The following is an 18,787-nucleotide window of genomic DNA, read 5'->3' on the forward strand; positions in this document are numbered from 1 at the left end:
GGGCGCTTGGTCAGTCATCGCGTGGCGAGGTCCGGGCGGAGGGCGATGGCGTCGCGAAGAAAGCTGCGCTTGGAGTAGAAGGTGTGCTCGGCGGCCCAACCGTGACTGGCGAGGTACTCGCAGAGCCAGCTGTCGATCCGCTTCATCTCGATGAGGATCTCGTCCGGGTCGTGGTCGAGGATGCTGCGTGAGCGGAGGTACTCCAGCTCGCACTGGGAGAGCACCACGTCGGGGGCCGCCAGGAGGGCGCAGCGATCGAGGAAGATGCCGTAGACGTGTCCGGTGCGCAGCGACTCGCACTGGATGTCGTAGCGGACGCGCTGGAAGGGCGGCATGGCCCGGACCTGGAGGTTCAGGTCTTCGCGCAGGAACGTCTCGAAGCGGTCGGGGGTGATGTCGAGGCCAGGGGTGAGTTCCTCGCGGCGGGCGAAGGCGTCCTCGGTGAACCACTTTCGCTTGAGCACGTGCCCGGCGGTGACGGTGGGGATGAAGGAGGCGTAGCCGATCTCGGGCTCGGGGCCGGTGACGTCGAACAGATGGTTCTCGGTGTGGTGGATCTGGAACTCTTCCCGGTACTCCGGACGGCAGCCTTCCAGCTTGCCGTCGCGCAGTGCCTTGAGCAGTTCCATGGACGCGGACCAGATGTCCGGTGCCGGGTCGAGGGTGTACTTGAACTCCAGCTCGGTGCCGGAGAAGTGCTTGCGGAAGTACCGCAGATGATTGTTGAGCGCCGTGCTCGACTCTGCGTGCGCCGTCAGCACGGGGTCGAACCAGCGCAGTTCCTCGACCGGGCCGTGGCCTACTGGGTCCCGGGTGGTGCGGACGAAGCAGGCGTCCTCGGGGTGGAAGCGGATCTGCGCGTACGCGTGGTAGCCGCCGCCGGGGTGTTCGGCTAGGTAGCACAGCGGCACCAGGCCGGGGGCGGCCTCGGTGCCGACCAGGCCGCGCAGGGCGGGGCCGGCGATAGCGTCGGGGAACAGTTCGCCGCCGTCGATCCTGGCCGCCCCGAGCCGGGTGCCGCCGGGGTACAGCGCTTCGACCGGGCAGGGCCCCAGCGCGTTCCAGCGGACGATCACGGTGGTGGCCGGCCGGCATACCTCCTGCGGTGGCACCCGTACGAGCACGATCGGCTCGTCTGGTCGCCGTGGCGCGGTGCGGTTGAGGAGGTGGACGCCGCCGAGGACGACCCAGGCTCCCCGGTCCGAGGGCTGCTCATCGGGCACGCTGGTCTCCTTCGTGTGAAGCGGGTGCCGCAGGTGATCGCCCTGCAGCCCGAAGGGGCCACCGGGTCGGCCGGACATCCCCGGATGGCTGCCTGCTCGTCGCTGCGACGTCCGGCCGGTTTGTCGGCCTAGGGTGGGGCGGGTGAGTCATGATGAAGTCGGTCAGGTGATCTTGGACGAGGCTGTTACGGATGCCCGCCTCGCCGCATGGGAGTTCGACGGTGCACGGGCCTGGCTGGAGGAAGCCCGCAGGCATCCCATGGAGCCGCTGGCGGCCGAGGTGTGGGTCACCGACCCTGCTTTCGAGCACGTCCTGCTGGTCAAGCACCGCGTGCGCGGATGGGTGCCGCCAGGCGGCAAGGTGGAGCCGGGCGAGGCGCCGCGTGCGGCAGCGGCACGAGAGCTGCTGGAGGAGACCGGCCTGCGCACCGAATTGCTGCCCGAGCCCGCGGCCGTGGCGGTGCGTTCCTACCGGGCCGACTGGACTCCGACGCTGGGCCTGTCCTACGCCGCGATCGTCGGACGCGACGTTCCGCTCGCCGGGGAGCAGAGCCAGCCGGCGGCATGGTTCCGTCTGGACACAGGCTGGGACAGCGTCTTCCCCGAAGACCGCGAACGGATCCGTGCGCACGCTCGCCGTCTGGCAGCCGGCCGGGCGGTCGGCTCCCGCTGAGGCAGGCCCCTGGCCGCCGTTCATAGGACGGCCTCGATCCGGTCGAGGTCGGCCGAGGGCAGGGTGACGAGCTCAAGGTCGTGCAGGAAGCGGCACCACACCGGCTCCAGGCCGGGTTCGCGCTCGAACTCCTCACGGTCCAGGCATCCGTTGGCGTGCGCGGCGGTCCGCAGCGCGTGCTGCTGCAGCTGGGCAGGGTGGATCCACCGAGGGGCGAGGACCTCCCGGGGCGAGGGGCACAGCGGCCCGGAAACCTCGGCCTGGAAGATCCACCAGTGGTGGCCGACCGGACCGCTGGGCGTGCGGTGGCAGTGGTTGGGCCGCCACTGGTCCAGCAGCAGGTGCAGGTGGGTGACGGTAAGACCGACCTCTTCGGTGACTTCGTCGCGGGCGGCCTGCTCGGGGCCGCCATGCTCGTCGACGTGGCCGGCGACCGGGGCGATTCCGGCCGGAGGAATCGCCCGCTCGAAGACCAGCAGGCCGCTCGGAGAGGAGATCAGTACCCCGACGCTTGCGTGGTCACAGAGGCGGGCCCCGCCGTCGGGAGCCGGGGCGGCCGGGGTCATGCGGTGGCCTCCGGCCGTTGGGCGACGACGACGAGCCAACTCGTCACGGCCGGGGCGTCGGGGGTTGTCATGGCGTAGGCGGCGTCGAGGATATGCATCCGCTGGGCGTGGGTGAAGTCGCCCTCGGGCCGCGCGAAGACGGGGATGGACAGCCACGCCTTCTTCTCGGCCATGGTGCTGTGCTGGGCGGTGACCTCTGTGCCGACGACCGTCAGTCCGGCTGAAGTCAGCTGCTCGGTGACTGTTTTCATCGGAAGCTTCGGCGGCCTGTCCGCGTCGCGCGGCGGTGGGGTATATCCGTGGGTCTCAGCGGCGACTTGGCGGATGAGGGCGTTCAGGGTAGGTCCGGTGCGGGTGGACAGTTCGTCGGGGTGCCGGACGCCGGCGAAGCCACCGCCGATGTTGAAGACGAAGCGCCCGCCTGGGCGCAGGATGTGGGCGACGGCCGCGAACACTGCGGCGGTGTCGGTCTTCCAGATCGCGGAGTTGCACACCACGGCGTCGGCGCTGCCGGCGTGCAGGTGGTCGGCGAGCCGTTCGGCCGGGGCAGTGATCCAGGTCAGGCGGGCGTCGGTCAGGGTGCGGCGGCCGACGCGCTGCATCGCGGCGGCGTTGTCGACGGAGACGACCCGGGCGCGGGCCGGGATCAGGTCGAGGATCGCGCGGGCGGTCGCGCCGGCGCCGCCGCACAGGTCGACCACCAGGCTGGCGTTGGCCAGATGGCCTCGACGGGCGAGGTCGCGGCTGGTCGCGTCATACATGGGGTAAGCGCGGGTGAAGGCGTCGTACGCCTCGGCGTTGCTGTCCTCGTCCCAGCCGAGGATGGCGTCCTGGGGTGCCATGTTGTGTGGCCTCGCTTCTCAGGGCGGCCCGGCAGTGCAGGCCGGGCGCTCGGGCAGGGTCAAAAGAGCGCGGACTGTACGGCGGCGGGCGGTGAGGAGAACTGTGCGCCGAGGACGATGCGCCGGCCCTTGAGGGTGCCGAGGTCGAGCAGGTAGGGCAGTTGTTCACCGTCGCCGTTGAGGGTGGCGAGGACCTGGGAGCCGAGGCAGGAGAGCACCGTCAGTCCGTGCTCACCGGAGCGTGGGTCGTGCGGGTACAAGGCGCGCCCGGTCTTCGGCGTGCGCAGCAGTTCGCCTTCGCCGGGCGGCGTCCACGGCTCCGGTGTGGCCGGGACGTTCAGGCCGCTCAGGGCCGCGGTGGCGCGGTCGAGGTGCTGATGGTGGGCGGCACCGGCGGGGGCGAGGTCGCGCAGCTCGGCCAGGGCCGTCAGCTTGGCCGCGGCTCGCACGGTCTGCGTCAGGCCGAGGTGGCGGGTGAGGGCATCCTCCAGGAACCGCACGGCGCGGCCGTCAGCACTCCGGGCGAGGTAGGTAGCGATCAGGGCACCCTGTTCGTCGAGGCGGGAGCGCTTACGGGGTTCGGCCGCGGTGCCGATCTTGGTGGTGCCGTCGGCGAACGTCGCCAGGTACAGCCAGTGCGGCTGGGCCATGTACGCCGCCAGGGCGTCGGGAACATGCCCGCCGGAGTGGAACCGGTGGGCGAAGCGGAAGTCGTCCCGCCCGGCGCAGGCCGGGCACTGTCCGCCGGCCTCGGCCGGGGCCCAGTCAGGGCAGGCGACCGCCTCGACGCGGACGCGGTCGGCGAACCGGTACCTGCCGGTGCACCACCGGCCGGTACCGCTCACCTGGTAACTCAGGCGCCTGCCCATGACCGGGGCGTAGACGAGTGGTCCGCCGGTCACGGGGGCGAGCAGAAGGCGGGGGTCTGCGCTCGCCCAGGTGATGCCGTGACAGACGTATGTCCCGCTGGTGGGCAGGGCCTGGTCCATGGTGCGTTCCTTGTCGATCGGGGAGGGAGGGCCGGTTTAGACGGTCAGGCGCAGACGGTCGGCCAGGGCAGCGGCGGCGGCCTTGAAGACCTGGTCGCGGTCCAACTGGGCGACGTCCAGCGTCAGCCAGGCGCCGCGCTCCGCCTGTTCGCGCATCTGGTCCAGGACGGTGTCCTGGTAGCGGATGAAGTCCTCGTCACCGCCGCCGGCGTGGCCGGCCTCCAGGGAAGTGAACGAGCCCTTGCGGACGAGAGCCTCGCGAGCACCGATGTTCAGGAAGAACACCAGGTCCGGCTTTGTGAGATGCGCGAAGACCTGCTCGCACAGGCGGGGGGAGACCTCGGGGTTGACCGCGTACCGAGCGAGGATCTTGTGGTGCGCGTTGTCGAGGATCACGTGGGTTCCCGCGGCGAGGGCCGGCTGGATGACGAGCCGGTCCTGCAGGGTGTACCAGGAGGCCAGGGCAAGCAGCCAGTAGTGGTCGCCGCATGCCTGGGCCACGCCGGCGTCGCGCCGGTAGACCAGCTCGTTGAGGCGGTCGAGGTAGGCGGACAGCTCCGGGTCCCGGCGGACGTCGGTGCTGTGCTTGCCGATGAGGGCTGCCGTGTGGCCGGCGTCGTTGAGGGCCTGGTGCAGGCGGGCGGCGAGGGTGGACTTGCCGGCCCCGTCACCACCGACGAAGGTGATCAGCTTCCCGGCTGCGGTGGTGGTCGGCGCGTTCGCCGTCATCGGGATTCTCCCAGGGGGTGGGTCGGGCCGGCGGTCAAGCGGCCGGTGATGATGGTGCGGATGCGGTCCACCAGGACGGCGCGCTGGTGCAGGACGTCGCTGTGACGCTCATTGGACAGGTCGGCGGGAAAGTGCGTGGCGAGGTTGTTGGAAATGACGTGGAGGTAACCGAATCTGATCCCCGCCTGGCGCGCCGCCGCCCCCATGGGGCCGATCTCCGGGTCGACGAAGGCGTACGAGGCGGTGTGCTGGGCCAGCCAGTCGCGGTTCTCCAGCAGGATCGACGGGGAGGACACGTGCAGGCCGCTGCGCACCCCATCGTGGGCGGCGGCGTAGTCGCCGAAGAAGTCGTCCCAGCTCACCATCACCCCGCGTACCAGGCTGGTGTTGCCGGTCGCCAGCCAGGCGTTCGGTTCGACGCCGGGGGTCAGCGAGCCGACCTTGCCGACGTAGACGACGTCGCCTGCGCCGAGTTCGGCAAGGCGCGTGACGACCCGTCCGGCCACGTCTCCCCAGATGCTGTGGAGGAACCCGAGGTAGACCACGCGACGGCCGGCGACGTCGAGGCGCTGCCAGGCGTAGCCGGGTCCGCGGGTCCACACCCCGTTCTCGGGAGCGAGGTACTGAAGGCCCCAGCCGACGATCACCAGGTCGCCGTCCAGTTCAAGGTCGAGCGCGTCGAGCGCCGTTCGGCACTCCTCCTGCTCGGGCGGCTGATAGGTGACGGTGCCGACGGGGCGGCCGGTCATGGCCAGGTACGTGGCGATGATCAGGGCGTAGTGCTGGACGTAGTCGGCTCCGGGGAACGCCTTGACGATGAGGTCACGGCCGTGGATCTCTGCGGTGGGCCGTTCGATGTTGAACAGCTTCCCGGTCTTCTCGTACCGGGAGATCACCGCCGTGCGGTCGTAGCCGCCGATGACGCGGATGCTGTCCCAGTCCTGGTCCTGGATGAGGTGGTGGACCTTGATCTGCAGGTAGCGCAGCAGCCTCGCGTGGGTCATAGTGTGCCCGGCCGGCTCGATCGGGGCGGCGCGCAGGAGTCCGGGGGTCGGGTCGGCGAGTAAGGGCGTCATCGGTGCTCCTCGGCGATCGTCACGGTGCTGCCGGCCGCCGCGCGAACGACGGAGATGTTCTTCCGGATGAGGTCGAACCGGCCTTCGGGGATCGGGCCGAGCTTCTCGATGCGGGGCGTGGAGGGCTTCTCGTACGGCCCTTCGGGCAGCAGGGCGACGCCCATCGCGCCGAGGATGACCGGGGCTGCGCCGTCCACGGAGGAGATCCACTCGTGCTCGCGCTGCCCGATCAGCTCCAGGTGCCCGGTCCGGCCTAGACCGAGCAGCCGGTAGATGAGTAGATCGTCGACCAGGCCGCGATCCTGCAGGTAGGCGGTCGCCAACCAGCGGGTGCGGCACAGTTGCTCGTCGGGATCCGGTCGACGCGAGGCCGGCAGGGCGATGGCCCCGGCCCAGCCGCTGGTCACAAAGGCGTCGTAGGTGCGCAGCCACTCGTCATCGTCCGCGGCGTGCAGGACCGCGCACAGCCGGAATGCGTCGCCGGACAGCTTCCGGATCTCGCGCGCGGCTTTCTCGCTCGCCTTCAAGGTCGCGGCCCCGTCCCGCATGACGTCCGGCAGGATGATCTCCCTCGCGGACACCGCCAGCGCGGCTTCGACGAGGCTTTCCGCCGGCAGGGCGTAGCCGAGGTCGAAGAGCCCGTTGTCGACGATGATCTCGGCGCCGCGCTCGGCCTCGTGAGCGAAGAAGGCCCGGTAGCTCTCGTCGGACAGGACGTGCTGGGCGGCCACGTGGTGGACGCGGGCCGGCTCCTGGGCGACGAAGTTCTTCAAGTAGGCAGGCGGAGCGATGACGGAGAAGTCGATGCCCACGGTGGTGATCACGACGCCCCCCACAGGCCGGTGGTGACGGTGAGGAACTGCTGGGAAAGGACGGGGTCGGTGCCGAAGCGCCCGCCCGAGTGCACCGTGGTGGTGCGAGCCTCCTCCATCCGTACGCCCCGCATGCTCATGCACAGGTGCACGCCGCGCACGACGACGGCGACGTCCTCGTGTCCGATCACGCCGTTGAGGTATTCGGCGACCTGGCGGGTGAAGCGTTCCTGGACCTGCAGTCGGCCGGCGAAGTGCTGGGCGATCCGCCCGAACTTCGACAGACCCACCACCTCGCCATCCGGCACGTATCCAGCAGTGACCTGCAAGTTCATGGGCAGCATGTGGTGCTCGCAGAGCGACCACACGCTCATGCCGCCCACGATGACCAGCTGACCACCCAGCTGGGACTCGGTGAAGCAGGTGGCCGTTTCGGCGCCGTCCGGGGACAGGAAGGCTTTCCACCAGGCCGCGACGCGGTCCGGGGTGCCGGTCAGCCCCTCGCGGGCGGGGTCCTCGCCCAGCTCGACCAAGAGCTGGTGGATCAGGCCGGCGACCCGGCCGGTGTCGATGACCGCAGCGGGCCCGGCGACGGCAGCCGTCGGCGTCGCCGCAGGGCTGGCGATAGAGGTCGTCATGGGCGTCTCTCGTTTCCGGGGACTGGGGAACGGATGGGGCGTGGAGTCGCGTGCGGTCAGCGGCCTCGTGTGTCCGCGAAGGCCAACACGTGAAGGCGGGTGGTGAAGTGCCAGTGCCGGGCCGCGACCCCGTCCGCGAGGACCCGGGTAGTCGCGGTGATCACCTCGGGGGTGGTGCCCTCCGGCATCACCCACACCGGCGCGAGCCGGTGGGCGTCGGCCAGCTCGGCGATCCGGTCGAGGTCGTGCACCGTGGAAGCGACGAACTTGAACGCCGCCCGCCCGGAGGCCACAAATGCCTCCAGCGCGGCTGGCACGATGCTCTTGGTCTCCTTCACGCCGAAGCTGGCAAGCTTGGGCGAGACGTTGAACCGGACCCCGTCGGCCACCAGCTCGGGGGTGGGCGCGATGGTGCCGTTCGTCTCGAACTCGGTCCGCTTGCCGGCTGCTATCAGTCCCCGGACGAGAGGCACCAGTCGCGCCTGCTGGATCAACGGCTCGCCGCCGGTGATCACGACCAGCTCGACCGGTGAAGACGAGGCCCAGGCCACCAGGCCCGCGACGGATTGCCTCGTCGACTCCTCGTGCGGGTCGAACCGAGACCAATCCCAGGTGTACTTCGTGTCGCATCGCGTGCAAGTGAGGTTGCACCGGGACAGGCGGATGAACAGGGCCGGGTGTCCGCAGCTTGGGCCCTCGCCCTGAAACGTCGGCACCTCGGTACCGAAGCACTCCGCGACGATCAGGGATTCGCCTTCGGCAGCTTCCGCTTCGAGGTTGAGCGGCTTGGTTGTGGTCATTGGCCCACCACATCGAAGCGGGCCCAGCTGCCTGCGGTCTCGCGGACCAGGACGGCGACTAGGCGGCCGGGGATCTCCGACTGGAGGTTCTGAACGAACCAGCCGGCCAGGAACTGGGCCAGGCGCTCCGAAGTGGGCTCGAAGGGCAGGATCTCGTGCAGGTTGTGGTGGTCGAGCTCGGTGTCCAGGAACGACTTGAACGGGGCGAGCGCACCGAAGTCCGTGACAAAGCCGGGATCCTCCAGCGCGGATGCAGTAAGGATGACCTCAACCTCGTAGCTGTGCCCGTGCTGGCGGGAGCACTTGTGCTCATGCGGCAGCCGGGGAAGCCGATGGCCAGCCTCGAAGCCGAACTTCTTACCAATGGTGAAATTGCCGGGCGGCAGTGGAACAGCAGTGAAGCCCATTCGTTTTCTCCGAGAGGTGAGGGTGTGGCTGATTCGGCCGGGGTGGGGCAGCCGCCTCTTCAGGGGGCTACGGGCTGTGCCCCCAGGTGGTTCTTCGCGGCCTTGTCCAGCACCTTGGTGAAGTGCTCGGCGCGCTCGTCGCCCTCGGCCTCCTGAGCGCGGTGGTCCCCAAAACGGGCCCAGTACCGCCGGCAGACGTCGCTCTCCATCAGCTTCGAGGCGTAGAACGGCAGACGCCCGTCCCGGACGAAGCCGAGGCGGTCGCGCAGGCTGAGCATGCAGAAGAGCTGGTTGGCCTTCAGCAGCTGCATGTACTCCTCGACGTCCAGGTCCTCGGGCGTCCAGAGCTTGGCGAGGTCAGGGTTGGCGGACATCCGCGTCAGCCAGTCGAGTTGGTTGCGCGCGACGGTCGCCTCATTTCGATCGGCCTGGTGCCGCGCGTCCTGCCTCAACCGGGCGGCTCCGACCACGGCGGTGGCGAGGGAGACCGCGGCGCCGGCAGCGAGGACGGCGGAGGTGAGCTTCATGCTTTAACGGTCCTTTCACGCAAAGTGATCTGGGGCGAGGGTGGGTCTGTGGAAGCCTGCGGGGCTCGCTGCGTCATGCGACCCCCGCTAGCACGAGAGCCGGTGAGCCGCCGTCAATGCGATCCAGGGCGTACCGGCGGCGCACAGTGTCCAAAGCGACGGCGATCGGCGGCAGTCCGACGGCGGCCCTTCGCTGGTCCAGCAACTGCGGCGCACGCAGTGGGCACAGCTCCACTCCTGCTGCGCTGAGGACGAGTTGCGTCCCGAACTCTTGGGGTCGCCCGCTGTTGACCAGGGCGCGGTCGTGAAGGTGGGCCCAGTGCTGGATGCGCGCATCGCCGTCCTGGACCGCACGTTTCAAAAGGGTGGTGGCCGCCCGCTGGAAGTCGGGTTCGTCGTCGGCGTGAAGAGCGATGCTCCAGGAGGCACGTGCTGCGTCGGGGCCCACGAGACGGTGGCCGGGCCAGTCATGTTCGGCCAGGATGCGGCGCAGCACTTTGGTGTCGGCGTGCTCAGCGTGACGGTCCTGGCCGAGGTGGACGGCGTCGAGCTGGTTGCGTACGCGTCTGGCCCGGCGTGCTGCCGACTGTGCGGCGCGGGCGATGAGTTCGCGGGCGAGGTCCGGCCGCAGCGGTTCCGCGGTCCTCACGCGATACTCCGCTGGTCGGCGGCGGACTGCGGCTCGTGGACCTGGCAGCCGATGAGCGCGCTCAGCCCAGGCCGAAGCTCGGCGGTGAGTTCGAGGCGCGCGACTCGCTCATGGTGCTGTCCGGTGCCCGATCCACGGACGTCCCAGCCCATGTCGTTGAGCCGACGAAGGAATGTGGCGATCGGATCGACGTCGAGAGGATGGCGGGCCATGGCCTCGGCCCGCACAAGCGGTACCTCGAGCAGGGCGGCGAAGTCGGAGGCCCACAGAGTGATCAGCCGGACGGTGTCATCGGAGTGACCGGGCAGGGTGTGGACGCAGTCCAGGAAGAGGCACGGGCCTTCGCCCCATCCGAGGTCGGGCCCGCGTTGCGGGAACATGCAGGCCAACAGCAGCCCGTCCTCGAACAGTCCAGCCGGCTTCACCTGCGGGGCGCGGAACAGGGCCGGGATATCGGACCGGGCGGGTGTCGGCACGCCGCGCATGGCGAGCCAGCGCTGACGGTCCTGGACGAGGGCCGCGGCCTCGTCCCGTTCGGCGTCGGTGCGCAACGACCGCATTTCATATGCGGCCGGTAACCCTGTGGCGCACTGGCTTCGAGGCGCGGGGGAGGACTCGATGGCCGCAGAAGCGGGTGAGGCATTCACTGGCTCGCTCCGCTCTCCATCGTGGTGGCCCGCCTGGCGCCCAACAGGCCCCACGCGTGGGCCCAGACGACAAGTTGGGTGGTGTTGGCCGCCCCGGTCTTGTCGAGCAGTTCGTCATGTGCGGCTCGCACGTCGGCGGGCGCGATCTTGGCTATGGCAGCAATGTCGCTGGGATTGCTGTGCTCAGCGACCGCCCGCAGCAACAGTCGCTGCTCTGGACTGAGTTCCGGGACTGGCCTGTCCGTTGTGGGCGGAGCGACCTGCCGGGCCTTGCACAGGAAGTGCACGATCACCGGGGGCTTGCAGCGGGGCGGGCAGTGGAGGCTCTCCCGGATGTCGCGTACGTACTGGCGGACGGTCACGGCCGACAGCCTGGTCCTCGTGGCGATCTCTTGGGGGCCGAGGCCGTCCACGAGGTGCTGGGCGACGCGCTGCTGGGTCGGGGTCAGGGGGGTGATCGGTGCGCTGGTCGTCATACGCGGGGTCACGGGTGTCTCTTTCGCGGCTGGGTTGAGGGATATCGGGTGGGGTGTCGCCGGACCCCGCGGGGGACGGGGGCCGGCGACACGGGCCCGTGCGCGGCGGTCTGGATTCATGGGGCGCCGCACACGGGGGCTCATGCGGCTGTCGGGTCGGGGCGGGCCCACGCCGCTTCGGCGGCGAGACGTTCTGACCACTGGATGTGGGCCTCGTCGAAGGCGGCGTCGGCGAGGCGTATGCGCTGGACTTCGCCGGTTCCGGCCGGTGGGTAGGTGAACTGGATGTCGCGCCACAGGCGCTGAAGGATGTAGTCGCCGTTGAGGGCGTGGGCGCCGTGCAGCTCCATGGCGTCCTGGGTTGACTGCATCGCCCACTGGTGGCCGAGGTACTTGGCGTTGATCAGGTCGGTGTCGCAGGGCAGGCCCTGGTCGAGGAGGTGCACGGACTGATAGGCCAGGATTCGCCCGGCGCGCAGGCGGGCCTCCATGTCACCGATGCGGTCCCGCAGAACCGGCAGATCGGAGAGGGCGCCCCGGTAGCGGGAGCGCGTCTTGAGGTAAGCGGTCGAGGTGGCCACGACTGCCTCGTGTATTCCCAGGCTGACTGCGGCCAGGTTGGGACGGCCGTACAGGATGCTGCTGCTCTGCGCTACGCCCAGCCCCTGGCCGATCTCTCCGACCACGTTTTCCTCGGGGACGCGGACGTGGTCGAGGTCGAGGCGGCCGGCGGAGAAGCCGTGCAGGCCGAGGCCGGGACGGTGGTCGGCGACTGAGAGCCCTCGGCGCTTGGATTCGACCATGAACGCGGTCAGCGCCTGGGAGGTGCTCACGCCTGCCTTGGCGGTCCGGGCGACCACGAGGTGGGCTCCCGCGAGGTGGCTATTCCCGATGTGGATCTTGCTGCCGGTGATCACCCATTGGTTGCCGACGTGCTCGGCGATGGTTTCGATGCCGCCGATGTGTCCGCCGGCTCGCGGTTCGGTCACGGCGATCGACAAGAGCAGTGAACCGTCCGCTACGCAGGGCAGCCAGTGGCCCTTCTGGTCGTAGGTGGCGAAGTGCAGCAGGGCGCCGACGGGGATCAGCGTGGCCTGGAGGATGGCCGCCGCAGCCGCCGAGACGCGGGCAATGCGGTGGACGAGGATGGTCTTGGCCACGTGTCCGGCGCCCAGCCCGCCGAAGGAGGACGGGACGGTGACGGCGAACCAGCGTCGTGCGGCCATCAGGTCGGCGACCTTGCGCTCCACCCTGCCGGGGGCGGCCTCCATCCGTGCGGCGCGCGGCGCGATGTGCTCGGCCGCGAAGGCGTCCGCCTCGTCCCACAGCAGTTCGTGGCGGGCGGTGAGATAGGGGCGCAGCGCCGGCGGCGGCGTGGTGGGTGTGGCGGGCATGGTCCTCTCCCTCTCCCTGGATGGAGGTCGCACGGTGGAGCGGCCGGGGATCGCCTGCGGCTCCCGGGTGGGGGGTCGTGCAACGGACTAGCGGACGGGCGCGCGGGCGATGTGGTCCATCACCCGGACGCCGGCGTTGATGACGATGTCTCTCAGCCGTCGGGCCTCGCTCAGGGGCCGCTTCTCGGGGTCGATGACGCACACCGTGCCCAGCACGGTGCCGCTGTCGTGGATGAGCGGGGCACCGAAGTAGGAGCGGATCCCGACCGCGTCGACCACGGGGTTGCCGCTGAAGCGCGGGCTGGCGTGCACGTCGTGCAGCGGAAGGGCCTTCTTGCGGGCCATGACCTCCGGGCACCAGCCGTGGTCGCGGCTCATGGTGCGGCCGACGATGACGTACCCGCTGTCCGCGGGCGGCTGGTGCAGCCCGACGAAGGTCTGCTCCTCCAGGAAGAGGTTGACGAAGCCGTACAGGAACCCGGCTCGTGTGGCCATGCCGCGGGCCAGTTCGTCGAAGTCCTCGCTGGCAGCGCTGGGCACGCCTAGGCGATCCAGCAGCTCATACCGCTGCGCCAGCTCGGTCGCCTGCTGGGCCTGCGGGACAGGGACGGCGGCGCCGGCGGGGAGGGATGGCCCATGAGTGACGTCCCGCATGGTGCGTCGCGGCAGCGACTGCGTGAGGGGGGCGATCTGCCGTGCGGGGAAGGGATCGTTGGGCTGATACGACATCAGGCGTCCTGAAAGGTGGTAGTGGATGCGGGGCGAGCGGGGCTTGCCGATGCGCTCTTCAAGGCGTGGCCAACGAGGGTCAGCAGGAGGCCAGCGACGTGGTTCGGATCGCGAGCGTCGCAGGTGACCACCGGCACAGAGGCGGGCAGTTCGAGGGCGGTGCGGACCTCTTCGGGGTGGTAGCGATGTGCTCCGTCGAACTGGTTCACCGCGACGACGAAGGGCAGGCCGATGTCCTCGAAGAAATCGACGGGGGTGAAGCTGCTTTCCAGGCGGCGGGTGTCGACCAGGACGACCGCGCCGACGGCTCCGCGACAAAGGTCGTACCAGAGGCCGCCGAACCGGTCCTGGCCGGGCGTGCCGAACAGGAACAATTCCAAGGGCACGGGCGCGTCGGGCAGGTTGAGGCGACCGAAGTCGAAGGCGACCGTGGTGGTCTGCTTGGCCTCGACGCCCGCCAGGCTGTCCACGTCTGCGCTCGCCTCGGTCAGATACTCCTCCGTGCTCAGCGGCGTGATCTCACTGACGGCACCCACGGCGGTGGTCTTGCCCGCGCCGAAACCGCCGGCGATCACGACCTTCAGCACGGTCGGTGCACCGGCACGCGGGCGCGACGACGGCCGCAGCACCACGGCCGGGTCACCCGGTCTGGGGGTAGGCGATGGCATCGGGCCACTTCCTCTTCAGGCCCGCAGACAGGGCCACCAGGAGTTGTGCAGAGGGACGTGCATGCGCCTCGGACGCGGCATAGGCGGTGACGGGGACGACCAGGGCGTCGGCGTCCAGGAGGTCGGAGATAAGGATCTTGACGGCGGTTACGGGACGGCCGAGTCGGCCCGCCAGCTCGGTCACCGAACGCCGGTGCTCCCGGCACAGGGCGAGGATCTCTGCGCATTCTTCGGCCTGGCCCGGGCCGGGCCGCCCGGGTCCGGCGTCCAGCACCGTGTCCAGGCCGAGCAGATGCCGTGGCCGGGTGCGACCGCGCGTCAGGGTGTAGGTCCGCACGAATGTCGAATCCTCGGTCGCGCTCCCGTGTGCGGTCACCGGACCTCATCACCCGTGCCGACGCGGACGGGGATCTGCATGTAGGGGGCGAACTTCTGCACCAGGCGCCCCATCTCGGACCCGACGGTGCCGGCATCGGCGTCCATGGTCGCGATCACCGCGAGGACCGTGTCCACCACGCCCCGTTCGTTGCCGGGATGGCCCTCGAAGGCCGCGCTGCGACCGGAACTCTGGACGAAGATCAGACAGTCGTCTCGTTCGATGACGACCTGCCTCGCCGGCCTCTTCTTGTGGGTGGGACCGGTGATGTTCGCTGCGAGTGAGGCCACTCCGCTGAGGGCGGCCGACAGTTCGTCCGCCCAGTCCTTGTCGACGTCGCTGTCCAGCAGCCGTAGTCCGTCCCGCGAGAGCAGGACGGCGTGCGTGACGCCCGTCGTGTCGGAGGCGAACTGCCGCAGCAGCCACGCCATGTTGTCCCGCTGTCCGCTTGCCGTTGTCTCGGTTGCGGGTGCGTCACCGGTCACGTTGTTCATCGCGGGGTGGGTGCTCACAGGGATCGCTCCAGAAGGGGGGAAGGGCCAGCGGATGTAACGGCCAGCGGGAACGTGGAGGGACGAGGTTCAGGGACTGGGGTGCTCTGTCGAAGCGGTGGGAGAACCGGCTTGCCCGCCGGTCTGGATGCCGGTACGGAAGGCGGCTGCGAGCCCTGGCGTCGCCGCGGTCACGGGGGCTTGCTCCGGCTCGTGCGGCGGATGGAACGTGCCGGCCTGGCGTCTACGCGTGGGAAGGGCGGGCGCATCAGCAGAGTGACCTGCCTGTGCGGCTTCCGGCGCCCCTGCGGTACCGGGGCCTGGCCTGGGGGTGGCTGGAGTCGCGGCAACCTGCTGCGGTTGCGGTGCCAAGGGGCGGGTGTCCTGGGGCAGCGCGCTCGCTTCGTCGATGGAGGGAATCGCTACCAGGAGCCGTTCCGGGATGACCACCAGGGCGGTGGTGCCTCCCATCATGTTCTCCTGCAGGAGAACGGACAGCCCGTGCGACTGGGCGATCTTCGCGGCGACCAGCAAGCCGAGCTGCCCCGCTCGCACCTGGCCGCTGACGTCGACCTCGTCGGGGGCCTGGAGCAGGTGGTTCATCTGCGCCCGTGTCTGCGGATGCATGGGGATGGCCCGGTCCTCGACCTCGACCGCCAGCCCGTTCGCCACCCGCTGCGCACGCACCATCACCTTCGTAGCCGGATCGGAACACTCACAGGCGTTCTCGATCAGCTCAGCCAGCAGGTGCGTCATGTCCGGACCCACATGGCCGGGAAGGCCCAGCTCCGCGCCCACGGACCCGGCCGCAACCGCCACCCGCGGATACTGCACGACTTCAGAGACGGCGCCGCGCAGCACGCTCTTGACGGGAACGGGCCGACGCACGCTGCGCAGGGACTGCCCGCCCAGCACCGCCGTGCTCTCGACCTGGCGACGCATCCGCGTCACGAGGTGATCGATCTCGAAGATCTTGGCCAGCAGCTCCGGGTCGTCGGTCAGCATCTCCAGCTGGCTCAGTGCTTCAAGTGCTCTGCCGACCAAGGCGTGCTCGCGCATGGCCAAGCGGCGCAGCACTTCCAGGAGGACGACGGACTGGGACTCGTCGTGCACCCGTATCAACGACGCGACGGCCCGCACTTGGAGAGCACTCAACGCCTTGTCAATCTCGGCGTCAGGGCTGGCAGGTGGCGCCTGCAGGTCCGGCAGCGGCGGGCGTCCCCCGCGGCACAGCTCGTCCGCCGACCACTGCACCGACTTCTCGATGGCCGCCGCTGCTCCTGCGATCGCTGCCTGGGCATGCTCCGCAGCCGTCTGCACGGCCCCTGCAGCCGTTCGCGCTCCGCGAGCCGCCAGCGTGGCGACCCCCGCCAGTCCGCAGACCAGGCCGGCGAGGAGCCAGCCGGGGCCCACCGCGGACACCGACCAGAGGGTGAAGGCGGCACCCAGCAGGGCGGCAAGGAGCACTAGGGGCAGTGCGACGGCGCGGTGGACACGGTGCAGGGTGAACGCGTTGATCGGAGGCCGCCGTCGGCGGTGGCCGGTGGCGGCCGGCCGTGCCGAAAAGGCGCTGTCAGGCATGGGAATCCTCGTCAGGGTGGGGGTGGCTAGGCGTGCTGCAGCGTCAGGTCTGCGCAGGTCTGGTGTGTGCTGCGTGGGGTGGAGCTGGGTGACGGAGGCGCGACCGCGCTGGGGTGGGGGGACTGCTGTCGCCGATCAGGCCGTACTGCTCGATGCGCGGGAGGCGTTTCATCGTGTGGGTCTCCGTAGTCCCCGTGGACCCGGGGGTGGCTTCGGGGCCGCCGTGGCAGCCGGGAAGTGTCGGTGAGAGAGGCACGGTGGTTACCGGATCGGGGGAAGTCTGTTCTGCCTCGGCGGGGGATCCTCGTCCCGTGGAGCGATGCGGTCGCTTACTCGATCACCACGAAGGGCCAGCCACGCCATGGGACCGAGAATCAGCGCGATAAGAACTGCCCCGGCGGCGGTCATGTCCGGGGCACCGACGCGGCCAGAACCACGCACGCGAGGGCGAGAGCGAAGACTGCGCGACGCAGCACGTTGATCGGCGGCTTCCACCAGCGCCGTCTCTGGACCGACTTCGCAGGGGCCACGTCGTGGGCCTGCGCGGCAGCGATAAGGTCTTGGGTTGCCTCGGCCAGCCTGACCAGATGGACCCTGCTGGGCATGTAGCCATCGGGGAGGCCGCCCGAACAGAGCTGCTGCGCACGGAGCAGGGCCGGCTCTTGCGAAGGCGTCAGGGCTCCGAGCTGGCTGACGTGTCCTCGCAGCCGCAGTGCGAGGTCCTCCACATCGCCGGCAGCATCGGGTAACGGCGACTCCTCGCCCAGCACGAGCGCCACCGTTTCCGCCGCGGAGGCCGCCGGGTCCGGTCGCAGGATGGGCTCACCAAGGGCGTGGCTTCTCCTTCCCTGATCACTGAGTTGGCACGCCCGGCGAAGGGCCAGTGAGGGACGCATGACGCAACTCCTAGATGAATCAAGCTAACTTGAGCGAGGAACGCTGTTCACCGCAGGCGACTGACGTGCAAGGTGAGTGATCCTGCGGCTACGTTGAGCGAACCGCGAATCCCTGTCAGGGGGTATGCCTACGCGGCCCTCAAGGCCGTCAAAGGCGTCAAAGATCATTTCGGAACCGAGGGGCAGTACATGGCCCGTGAGAGAAACGTCGCCCTTGCCGCGCTCCTGCGCGAAGCGGGCTGGTCCCAGCCCCAAGCAGCCGCCGCGGTCGCTCGTGTTGCCGCGGAGAGCGGTGTACGCGAACTGGAGGCCATTTCCCGCTCCCACATCGCCATGTGGGTCCAGGGCACGAAGCCCAGTGGACGAGCGCCTCATATCCTGCGTGAGACGCTTTCCCGCAGGCTCGGCCGACGCCTCACCCTCGCTGACCTCGGACTGGAAGATGGGCCGACAGGCTCCACTGACAGTAGTTCTGACTGGAGCGTCGACCCTCTGACCGTGCTGGCCGAGCTGGGAAGCGACGATCTGGACATGCACCGACGCAAGCTGTTGGCTACCACCGCGTACTCGGCCGCCGGCCTCGTCCTGCCTGCCGCTCCATGGTGGGCAGCCGCCCCGGCCGCGGCGGCCTCGCGCCCTGCAGTCTCCTCCCGGCTGGTGACTCAGGCTGACATCGACGACGTCCGCAAACTGACCACCTTCTACTCCGCGAGGGACCAGCAGCGCGGTGGAGCCTCGGGGCGCTCGGCCCTGGCCGGCCATCTTCGCGACGAAGCGGTGCCGCTGCTGGGCAGCAGGTTCCGAACGGAACAGCACCGCCGGGATACGTACTCGGCCGTGGCAGAGATGACCTACCTCGCCGGCTGGATGGCGTTCGACGCTTCCGAGCATCGAACCGCCCAGCGCTACCTCACCCTCGCCGCACGCATTGCGGCCGAAGCCGCAGACGGACCGCTGGGCGGCCACATCCTGCGTGCCCTCGCCCATCAAGCAGTCGACCTCGGGCACCCACGCAGAGCGCTCGACCTGGCCGACGCCTCCATGTCCCGCACCCACTACGGCCAGGCCAGCTCGCGGGAGAAGGCCCTGCTCGCGGTAGTCCATGCCCGCGCCCTGGCCGCCGACGGCGACCGCCGCGGCACTCTCGCGGCCATCAGTCGCGCGGAGAGGGACCTCGCACGTGCCGCTAACGAGGATGCCCCCGATCGCGTCAGCTTCTTCCAGGAAGCCTCCCTCGCCCACGAGACCGCCTGTGCCTTGCGGGACCTGGGAAATCCTCTCGACGCGGAGTTGCATTTCCAGCGCAGCGTCGCCACCCGCCGGCGGCAGCAGTATGCCCGTACCCACAGTGTGACCCTCGGCTACCTCGGTGCTGTCCAGGTCCAGCAGGGACGCCTCGATGAGGCATGTGGTACCTGGGGGCAAGCACTGGACGCCATGGCTGGCGTCCAGTCCGGCCGCGCCCGCGACGTCATCGTCCGCATGCAGAGTGACCTCTCGCCTGTGCGGCAACGTGGTGGCCGCCACGTCGCCGAACTGGACCGTCGGGCACGGGAAATGCTGCGCGCCATAGGCTGACCACAGGGCAGGTCCGCAGC

General features: G+C 69.7%; 23 protein-coding genes. 2 read left to right on the forward strand and 21 right to left on the reverse strand.

Features of this window, described 5'->3' with window-relative positions; translation table 11 throughout:
- Positions 1-14 precede the first annotated feature (14 nt).
- Positions 15-1,223, reverse strand: coding sequence for a hypothetical protein (locus ACIOC0_RS03000; protein WP_402151597.1), 1,209 nt, complete (start codon positions 1,221-1,223; stop codon positions 15-17).
- 142 nt (positions 1,224-1,365) lie between these two features.
- On the opposite strand from ACIOC0_RS03000, the gene ACIOC0_RS03005 reads away from it, so the two are divergent.
- Positions 1,366-1,896 carry an NUDIX domain-containing protein gene (locus tag ACIOC0_RS03005; protein WP_402151600.1) on the forward strand — a complete coding sequence of 177 codons (531 nt, stop codon included), beginning with the start codon at positions 1,366-1,368 and terminating at the stop codon, positions 1,894-1,896.
- A gap of 20 nt (positions 1,897-1,916) precedes the next feature.
- Here ACIOC0_RS03005 and ACIOC0_RS03010 read toward each other — a convergent pair whose 3' ends face one another.
- The 20 genes from ACIOC0_RS03010 to ACIOC0_RS03105 form a co-directional block, all read right to left on the reverse strand.
- Positions 1,917-2,462 (reverse strand): NUDIX domain-containing protein, encoded by a 546-nt coding sequence (locus tag ACIOC0_RS03010; RefSeq protein WP_402151603.1) that lies wholly within the window; start codon positions 2,460-2,462, stop codon positions 1,917-1,919.
- On the reverse strand, positions 2,459-3,304 hold the full coding sequence (locus tag ACIOC0_RS03015; RefSeq protein ID WP_402151606.1) for a class I SAM-dependent methyltransferase: 846 nt from the start codon (positions 3,302-3,304) through the stop codon (positions 2,459-2,461). Before ACIOC0_RS03015 ends, ACIOC0_RS03010 begins: the two co-directional genes overlap by 4 nt.
- A gap of 59 nt (positions 3,305-3,363) precedes the next feature.
- On the reverse strand, positions 3,364-4,293 hold the full coding sequence (locus ACIOC0_RS03020) for a DUF2797 domain-containing protein (protein ID WP_402151609.1): 930 nt from the start codon (positions 4,291-4,293) through the stop codon (positions 3,364-3,366).
- 36 nt (positions 4,294-4,329) lie between these two features.
- Positions 4,330-5,022 (reverse strand): dTMP kinase, encoded by a 693-nt coding sequence (locus ACIOC0_RS03025; protein WP_402151612.1) that lies wholly within the window; start codon positions 5,020-5,022, stop codon positions 4,330-4,332.
- The gene (locus ACIOC0_RS03030) at positions 5,019-6,098 is read right to left on the reverse strand and encodes a hypothetical protein (protein ID WP_402151615.1); all 1,080 of its coding nucleotides are present in this window, start codon (positions 6,096-6,098) and stop codon (positions 5,019-5,021) included. Before ACIOC0_RS03030 ends, ACIOC0_RS03025 begins: the two co-directional genes overlap by 4 nt.
- Positions 6,095-6,922 carry a hypothetical protein gene (locus ACIOC0_RS03035; protein WP_402151618.1) on the reverse strand — a complete coding sequence of 276 codons (828 nt, stop codon included), beginning with the start codon at positions 6,920-6,922 and terminating at the stop codon, positions 6,095-6,097. The genes ACIOC0_RS03030 and ACIOC0_RS03035 overlap by 4 nt, the downstream gene beginning before the upstream one ends.
- Entirely contained in the window at positions 6,919-7,548 is a 630-nt protein-coding gene (gene folE / locus ACIOC0_RS03040; protein ID WP_402151621.1) for a GTP cyclohydrolase I, read from the reverse strand. Before folE ends, ACIOC0_RS03035 begins: the two co-directional genes overlap by 4 nt.
- Positions 7,549-7,604: 56 nt before the next feature.
- Positions 7,605-8,348, reverse strand: coding sequence for a 7-carboxy-7-deazaguanine synthase QueE (locus ACIOC0_RS03045; RefSeq protein ID WP_402151623.1), 744 nt, complete (start codon positions 8,346-8,348; stop codon positions 7,605-7,607).
- A complete protein-coding gene (locus tag ACIOC0_RS03050) occupies positions 8,345-8,755 on the reverse strand; it encodes a 6-pyruvoyl trahydropterin synthase family protein (RefSeq protein WP_402151626.1) in 411 nt (136 codons plus the stop codon). Before ACIOC0_RS03050 ends, ACIOC0_RS03045 begins: the two co-directional genes overlap by 4 nt.
- Positions 8,756-8,814: 59 nt before the next feature.
- A complete protein-coding gene (locus ACIOC0_RS03055) occupies positions 8,815-9,282 on the reverse strand; it encodes a DUF6082 family protein (protein ID WP_402151628.1) in 468 nt (155 codons plus the stop codon).
- Positions 9,283-9,355: 73 nt separating this feature from the next.
- Entirely contained in the window at positions 9,356-9,931 is a 576-nt protein-coding gene (locus tag ACIOC0_RS03060; RefSeq protein WP_402151631.1) for a DUF6624 domain-containing protein, read from the reverse strand.
- Positions 9,928-10,491, reverse strand: coding sequence for a hypothetical protein (locus ACIOC0_RS03065; RefSeq protein ID WP_402151634.1), 564 nt, complete (start codon positions 10,489-10,491; stop codon positions 9,928-9,930). The genes ACIOC0_RS03060 and ACIOC0_RS03065 overlap by 4 nt, the downstream gene beginning before the upstream one ends.
- An 83-nt stretch (positions 10,492-10,574) precedes the next feature.
- A complete protein-coding gene (locus ACIOC0_RS03070) occupies positions 10,575-11,066 on the reverse strand; it encodes a LuxR C-terminal-related transcriptional regulator (RefSeq protein WP_402151637.1) in 492 nt (163 codons plus the stop codon).
- Between the two features lie 128 nt (positions 11,067-11,194).
- The gene (locus ACIOC0_RS03075) at positions 11,195-12,448 is read right to left on the reverse strand and encodes an acyl-CoA dehydrogenase family protein (protein WP_402151640.1); all 1,254 of its coding nucleotides are present in this window, start codon (positions 12,446-12,448) and stop codon (positions 11,195-11,197) included.
- Between the two features lie 87 nt (positions 12,449-12,535).
- Positions 12,536-13,177: a GAF domain-containing protein gene (locus tag ACIOC0_RS03080; RefSeq protein WP_402151643.1), complete on the reverse strand. Its 642-nt coding sequence runs from the start codon at positions 13,175-13,177 to the stop codon at positions 12,536-12,538.
- Complete coding sequence (locus ACIOC0_RS03085) at positions 13,177-13,809, reverse strand: GTP-binding protein (protein WP_402151646.1); 633 nt, start codon at positions 13,807-13,809, stop codon at positions 13,177-13,179. The genes ACIOC0_RS03080 and ACIOC0_RS03085 overlap by 1 nt, the downstream gene beginning before the upstream one ends.
- A gap of 7 nt (positions 13,810-13,816) precedes the next feature.
- Positions 13,817-14,221: a DUF742 domain-containing protein gene (locus ACIOC0_RS03090; RefSeq protein ID WP_402151649.1), complete on the reverse strand. Its 405-nt coding sequence runs from the start codon at positions 14,219-14,221 to the stop codon at positions 13,817-13,819.
- Positions 14,218-14,733, reverse strand: a complete 516-nt coding sequence (locus ACIOC0_RS03095; protein WP_402151652.1) for a roadblock/LC7 domain-containing protein — start codon at positions 14,731-14,733, stop codon at positions 14,218-14,220. Before ACIOC0_RS03095 ends, ACIOC0_RS03090 begins: the two co-directional genes overlap by 4 nt.
- A 69-nt stretch (positions 14,734-14,802) precedes the next feature.
- Positions 14,803-16,293, reverse strand: a complete 1,491-nt coding sequence (locus ACIOC0_RS03100) for an ATP-binding protein (RefSeq protein WP_402151655.1) — start codon at positions 16,291-16,293, stop codon at positions 14,803-14,805.
- A 404-nt stretch (positions 16,294-16,697) separates the two neighbouring features.
- The gene (locus ACIOC0_RS03105; RefSeq protein ID WP_402151658.1) at positions 16,698-17,189 is read right to left on the reverse strand and encodes a DUF6415 family natural product biosynthesis protein; all 492 of its coding nucleotides are present in this window, start codon (positions 17,187-17,189) and stop codon (positions 16,698-16,700) included.
- A gap of 189 nt (positions 17,190-17,378) precedes the next feature.
- Between ACIOC0_RS03105 and ACIOC0_RS03110 the strand changes: the two genes are divergently transcribed.
- Positions 17,379-18,767 carry a Tat pathway signal protein gene (locus tag ACIOC0_RS03110; RefSeq protein ID WP_402153167.1) on the forward strand — a complete coding sequence of 463 codons (1,389 nt, stop codon included), beginning with the start codon at positions 17,379-17,381 and terminating at the stop codon, positions 18,765-18,767.
- Positions 18,768-18,787 lie beyond the last annotated feature (20 nt).

Origin of the sequence: Streptomyces sp. NPDC088254 (assembly GCF_044740925.1) — a bacterium.
Classification (GTDB): Bacteria; Actinomycetota; Actinomycetes; order Streptomycetales; family Streptomycetaceae; genus Streptomyces.

Bases quoted from the DNA above. Each gene is read 5' to 3' on its own strand.
- ACIOC0_RS03055 (WP_402151628.1), bottom strand. From the start codon at position 9,282: ATGAAGCTCACCTCCGCCGTCCTCGCTGCCGGCGCCGCGGTCTCCCTC.
- ACIOC0_RS03015 (WP_402151606.1), bottom strand. From the start codon at position 3,304: ATGGCACCCCAGGACGCCATCCTCGGCTGGGACGAGGACAGCAACGCC.
- ACIOC0_RS03025 (WP_402151612.1), bottom strand. From the start codon at position 5,022: ATGACGGCGAACGCGCCGACCACCACCGCAGCCGGGAAGCTGATCACC.
- ACIOC0_RS03110 (WP_402153167.1), top strand. From the start codon at position 17,379: ATGGCCCGTGAGAGAAACGTCGCCCTTGCCGCGCTCCTGCGCGAAGCG.
- ACIOC0_RS03020 (WP_402151609.1), bottom strand. From the start codon at position 4,293: ATGGACCAGGCCCTGCCCACCAGCGGGACATACGTCTGTCACGGCATC.
- ACIOC0_RS03045 (WP_402151623.1), bottom strand. From the start codon at position 8,348: ATGACCACAACCAAGCCGCTCAACCTCGAAGCGGAAGCTGCCGAAGGC.
- ACIOC0_RS03105 (WP_402151658.1), bottom strand. From the start codon at position 17,189: ATGCGTCCCTCACTGGCCCTTCGCCGGGCGTGCCAACTCAGTGATCAG.
- ACIOC0_RS03065 (WP_402151634.1), bottom strand. From the start codon at position 10,491: ATGCGGTCGTTGCGCACCGACGCCGAACGGGACGAGGCCGCGGCCCTC.
- folE (WP_402151621.1), bottom strand. From the start codon at position 7,548: ATGACGACCTCTATCGCCAGCCCTGCGGCGACGCCGACGGCTGCCGTC.
- ACIOC0_RS03075 (WP_402151640.1), bottom strand. From the start codon at position 12,448: ATGCCCGCCACACCCACCACGCCGCCGCCGGCGCTGCGCCCCTATCTC.
- ACIOC0_RS03100 (WP_402151655.1), bottom strand. From the start codon at position 16,293: ATGCCTGACAGCGCCTTTTCGGCACGGCCGGCCGCCACCGGCCACCGC.
- ACIOC0_RS03030 (WP_402151615.1), bottom strand. From the start codon at position 6,098: ATGACGCCCTTACTCGCCGACCCGACCCCCGGACTCCTGCGCGCCGCC.
- ACIOC0_RS03050 (WP_402151626.1), bottom strand. From the start codon at position 8,755: ATGGGCTTCACTGCTGTTCCACTGCCGCCCGGCAATTTCACCATTGGT.
- ACIOC0_RS03010 (WP_402151603.1), bottom strand. From the start codon at position 2,462: ATGACCCCGGCCGCCCCGGCTCCCGACGGCGGGGCCCGCCTCTGTGAC.
- ACIOC0_RS03080 (WP_402151643.1), bottom strand. From the start codon at position 13,177: ATGTCGTATCAGCCCAACGATCCCTTCCCCGCACGGCAGATCGCCCCC.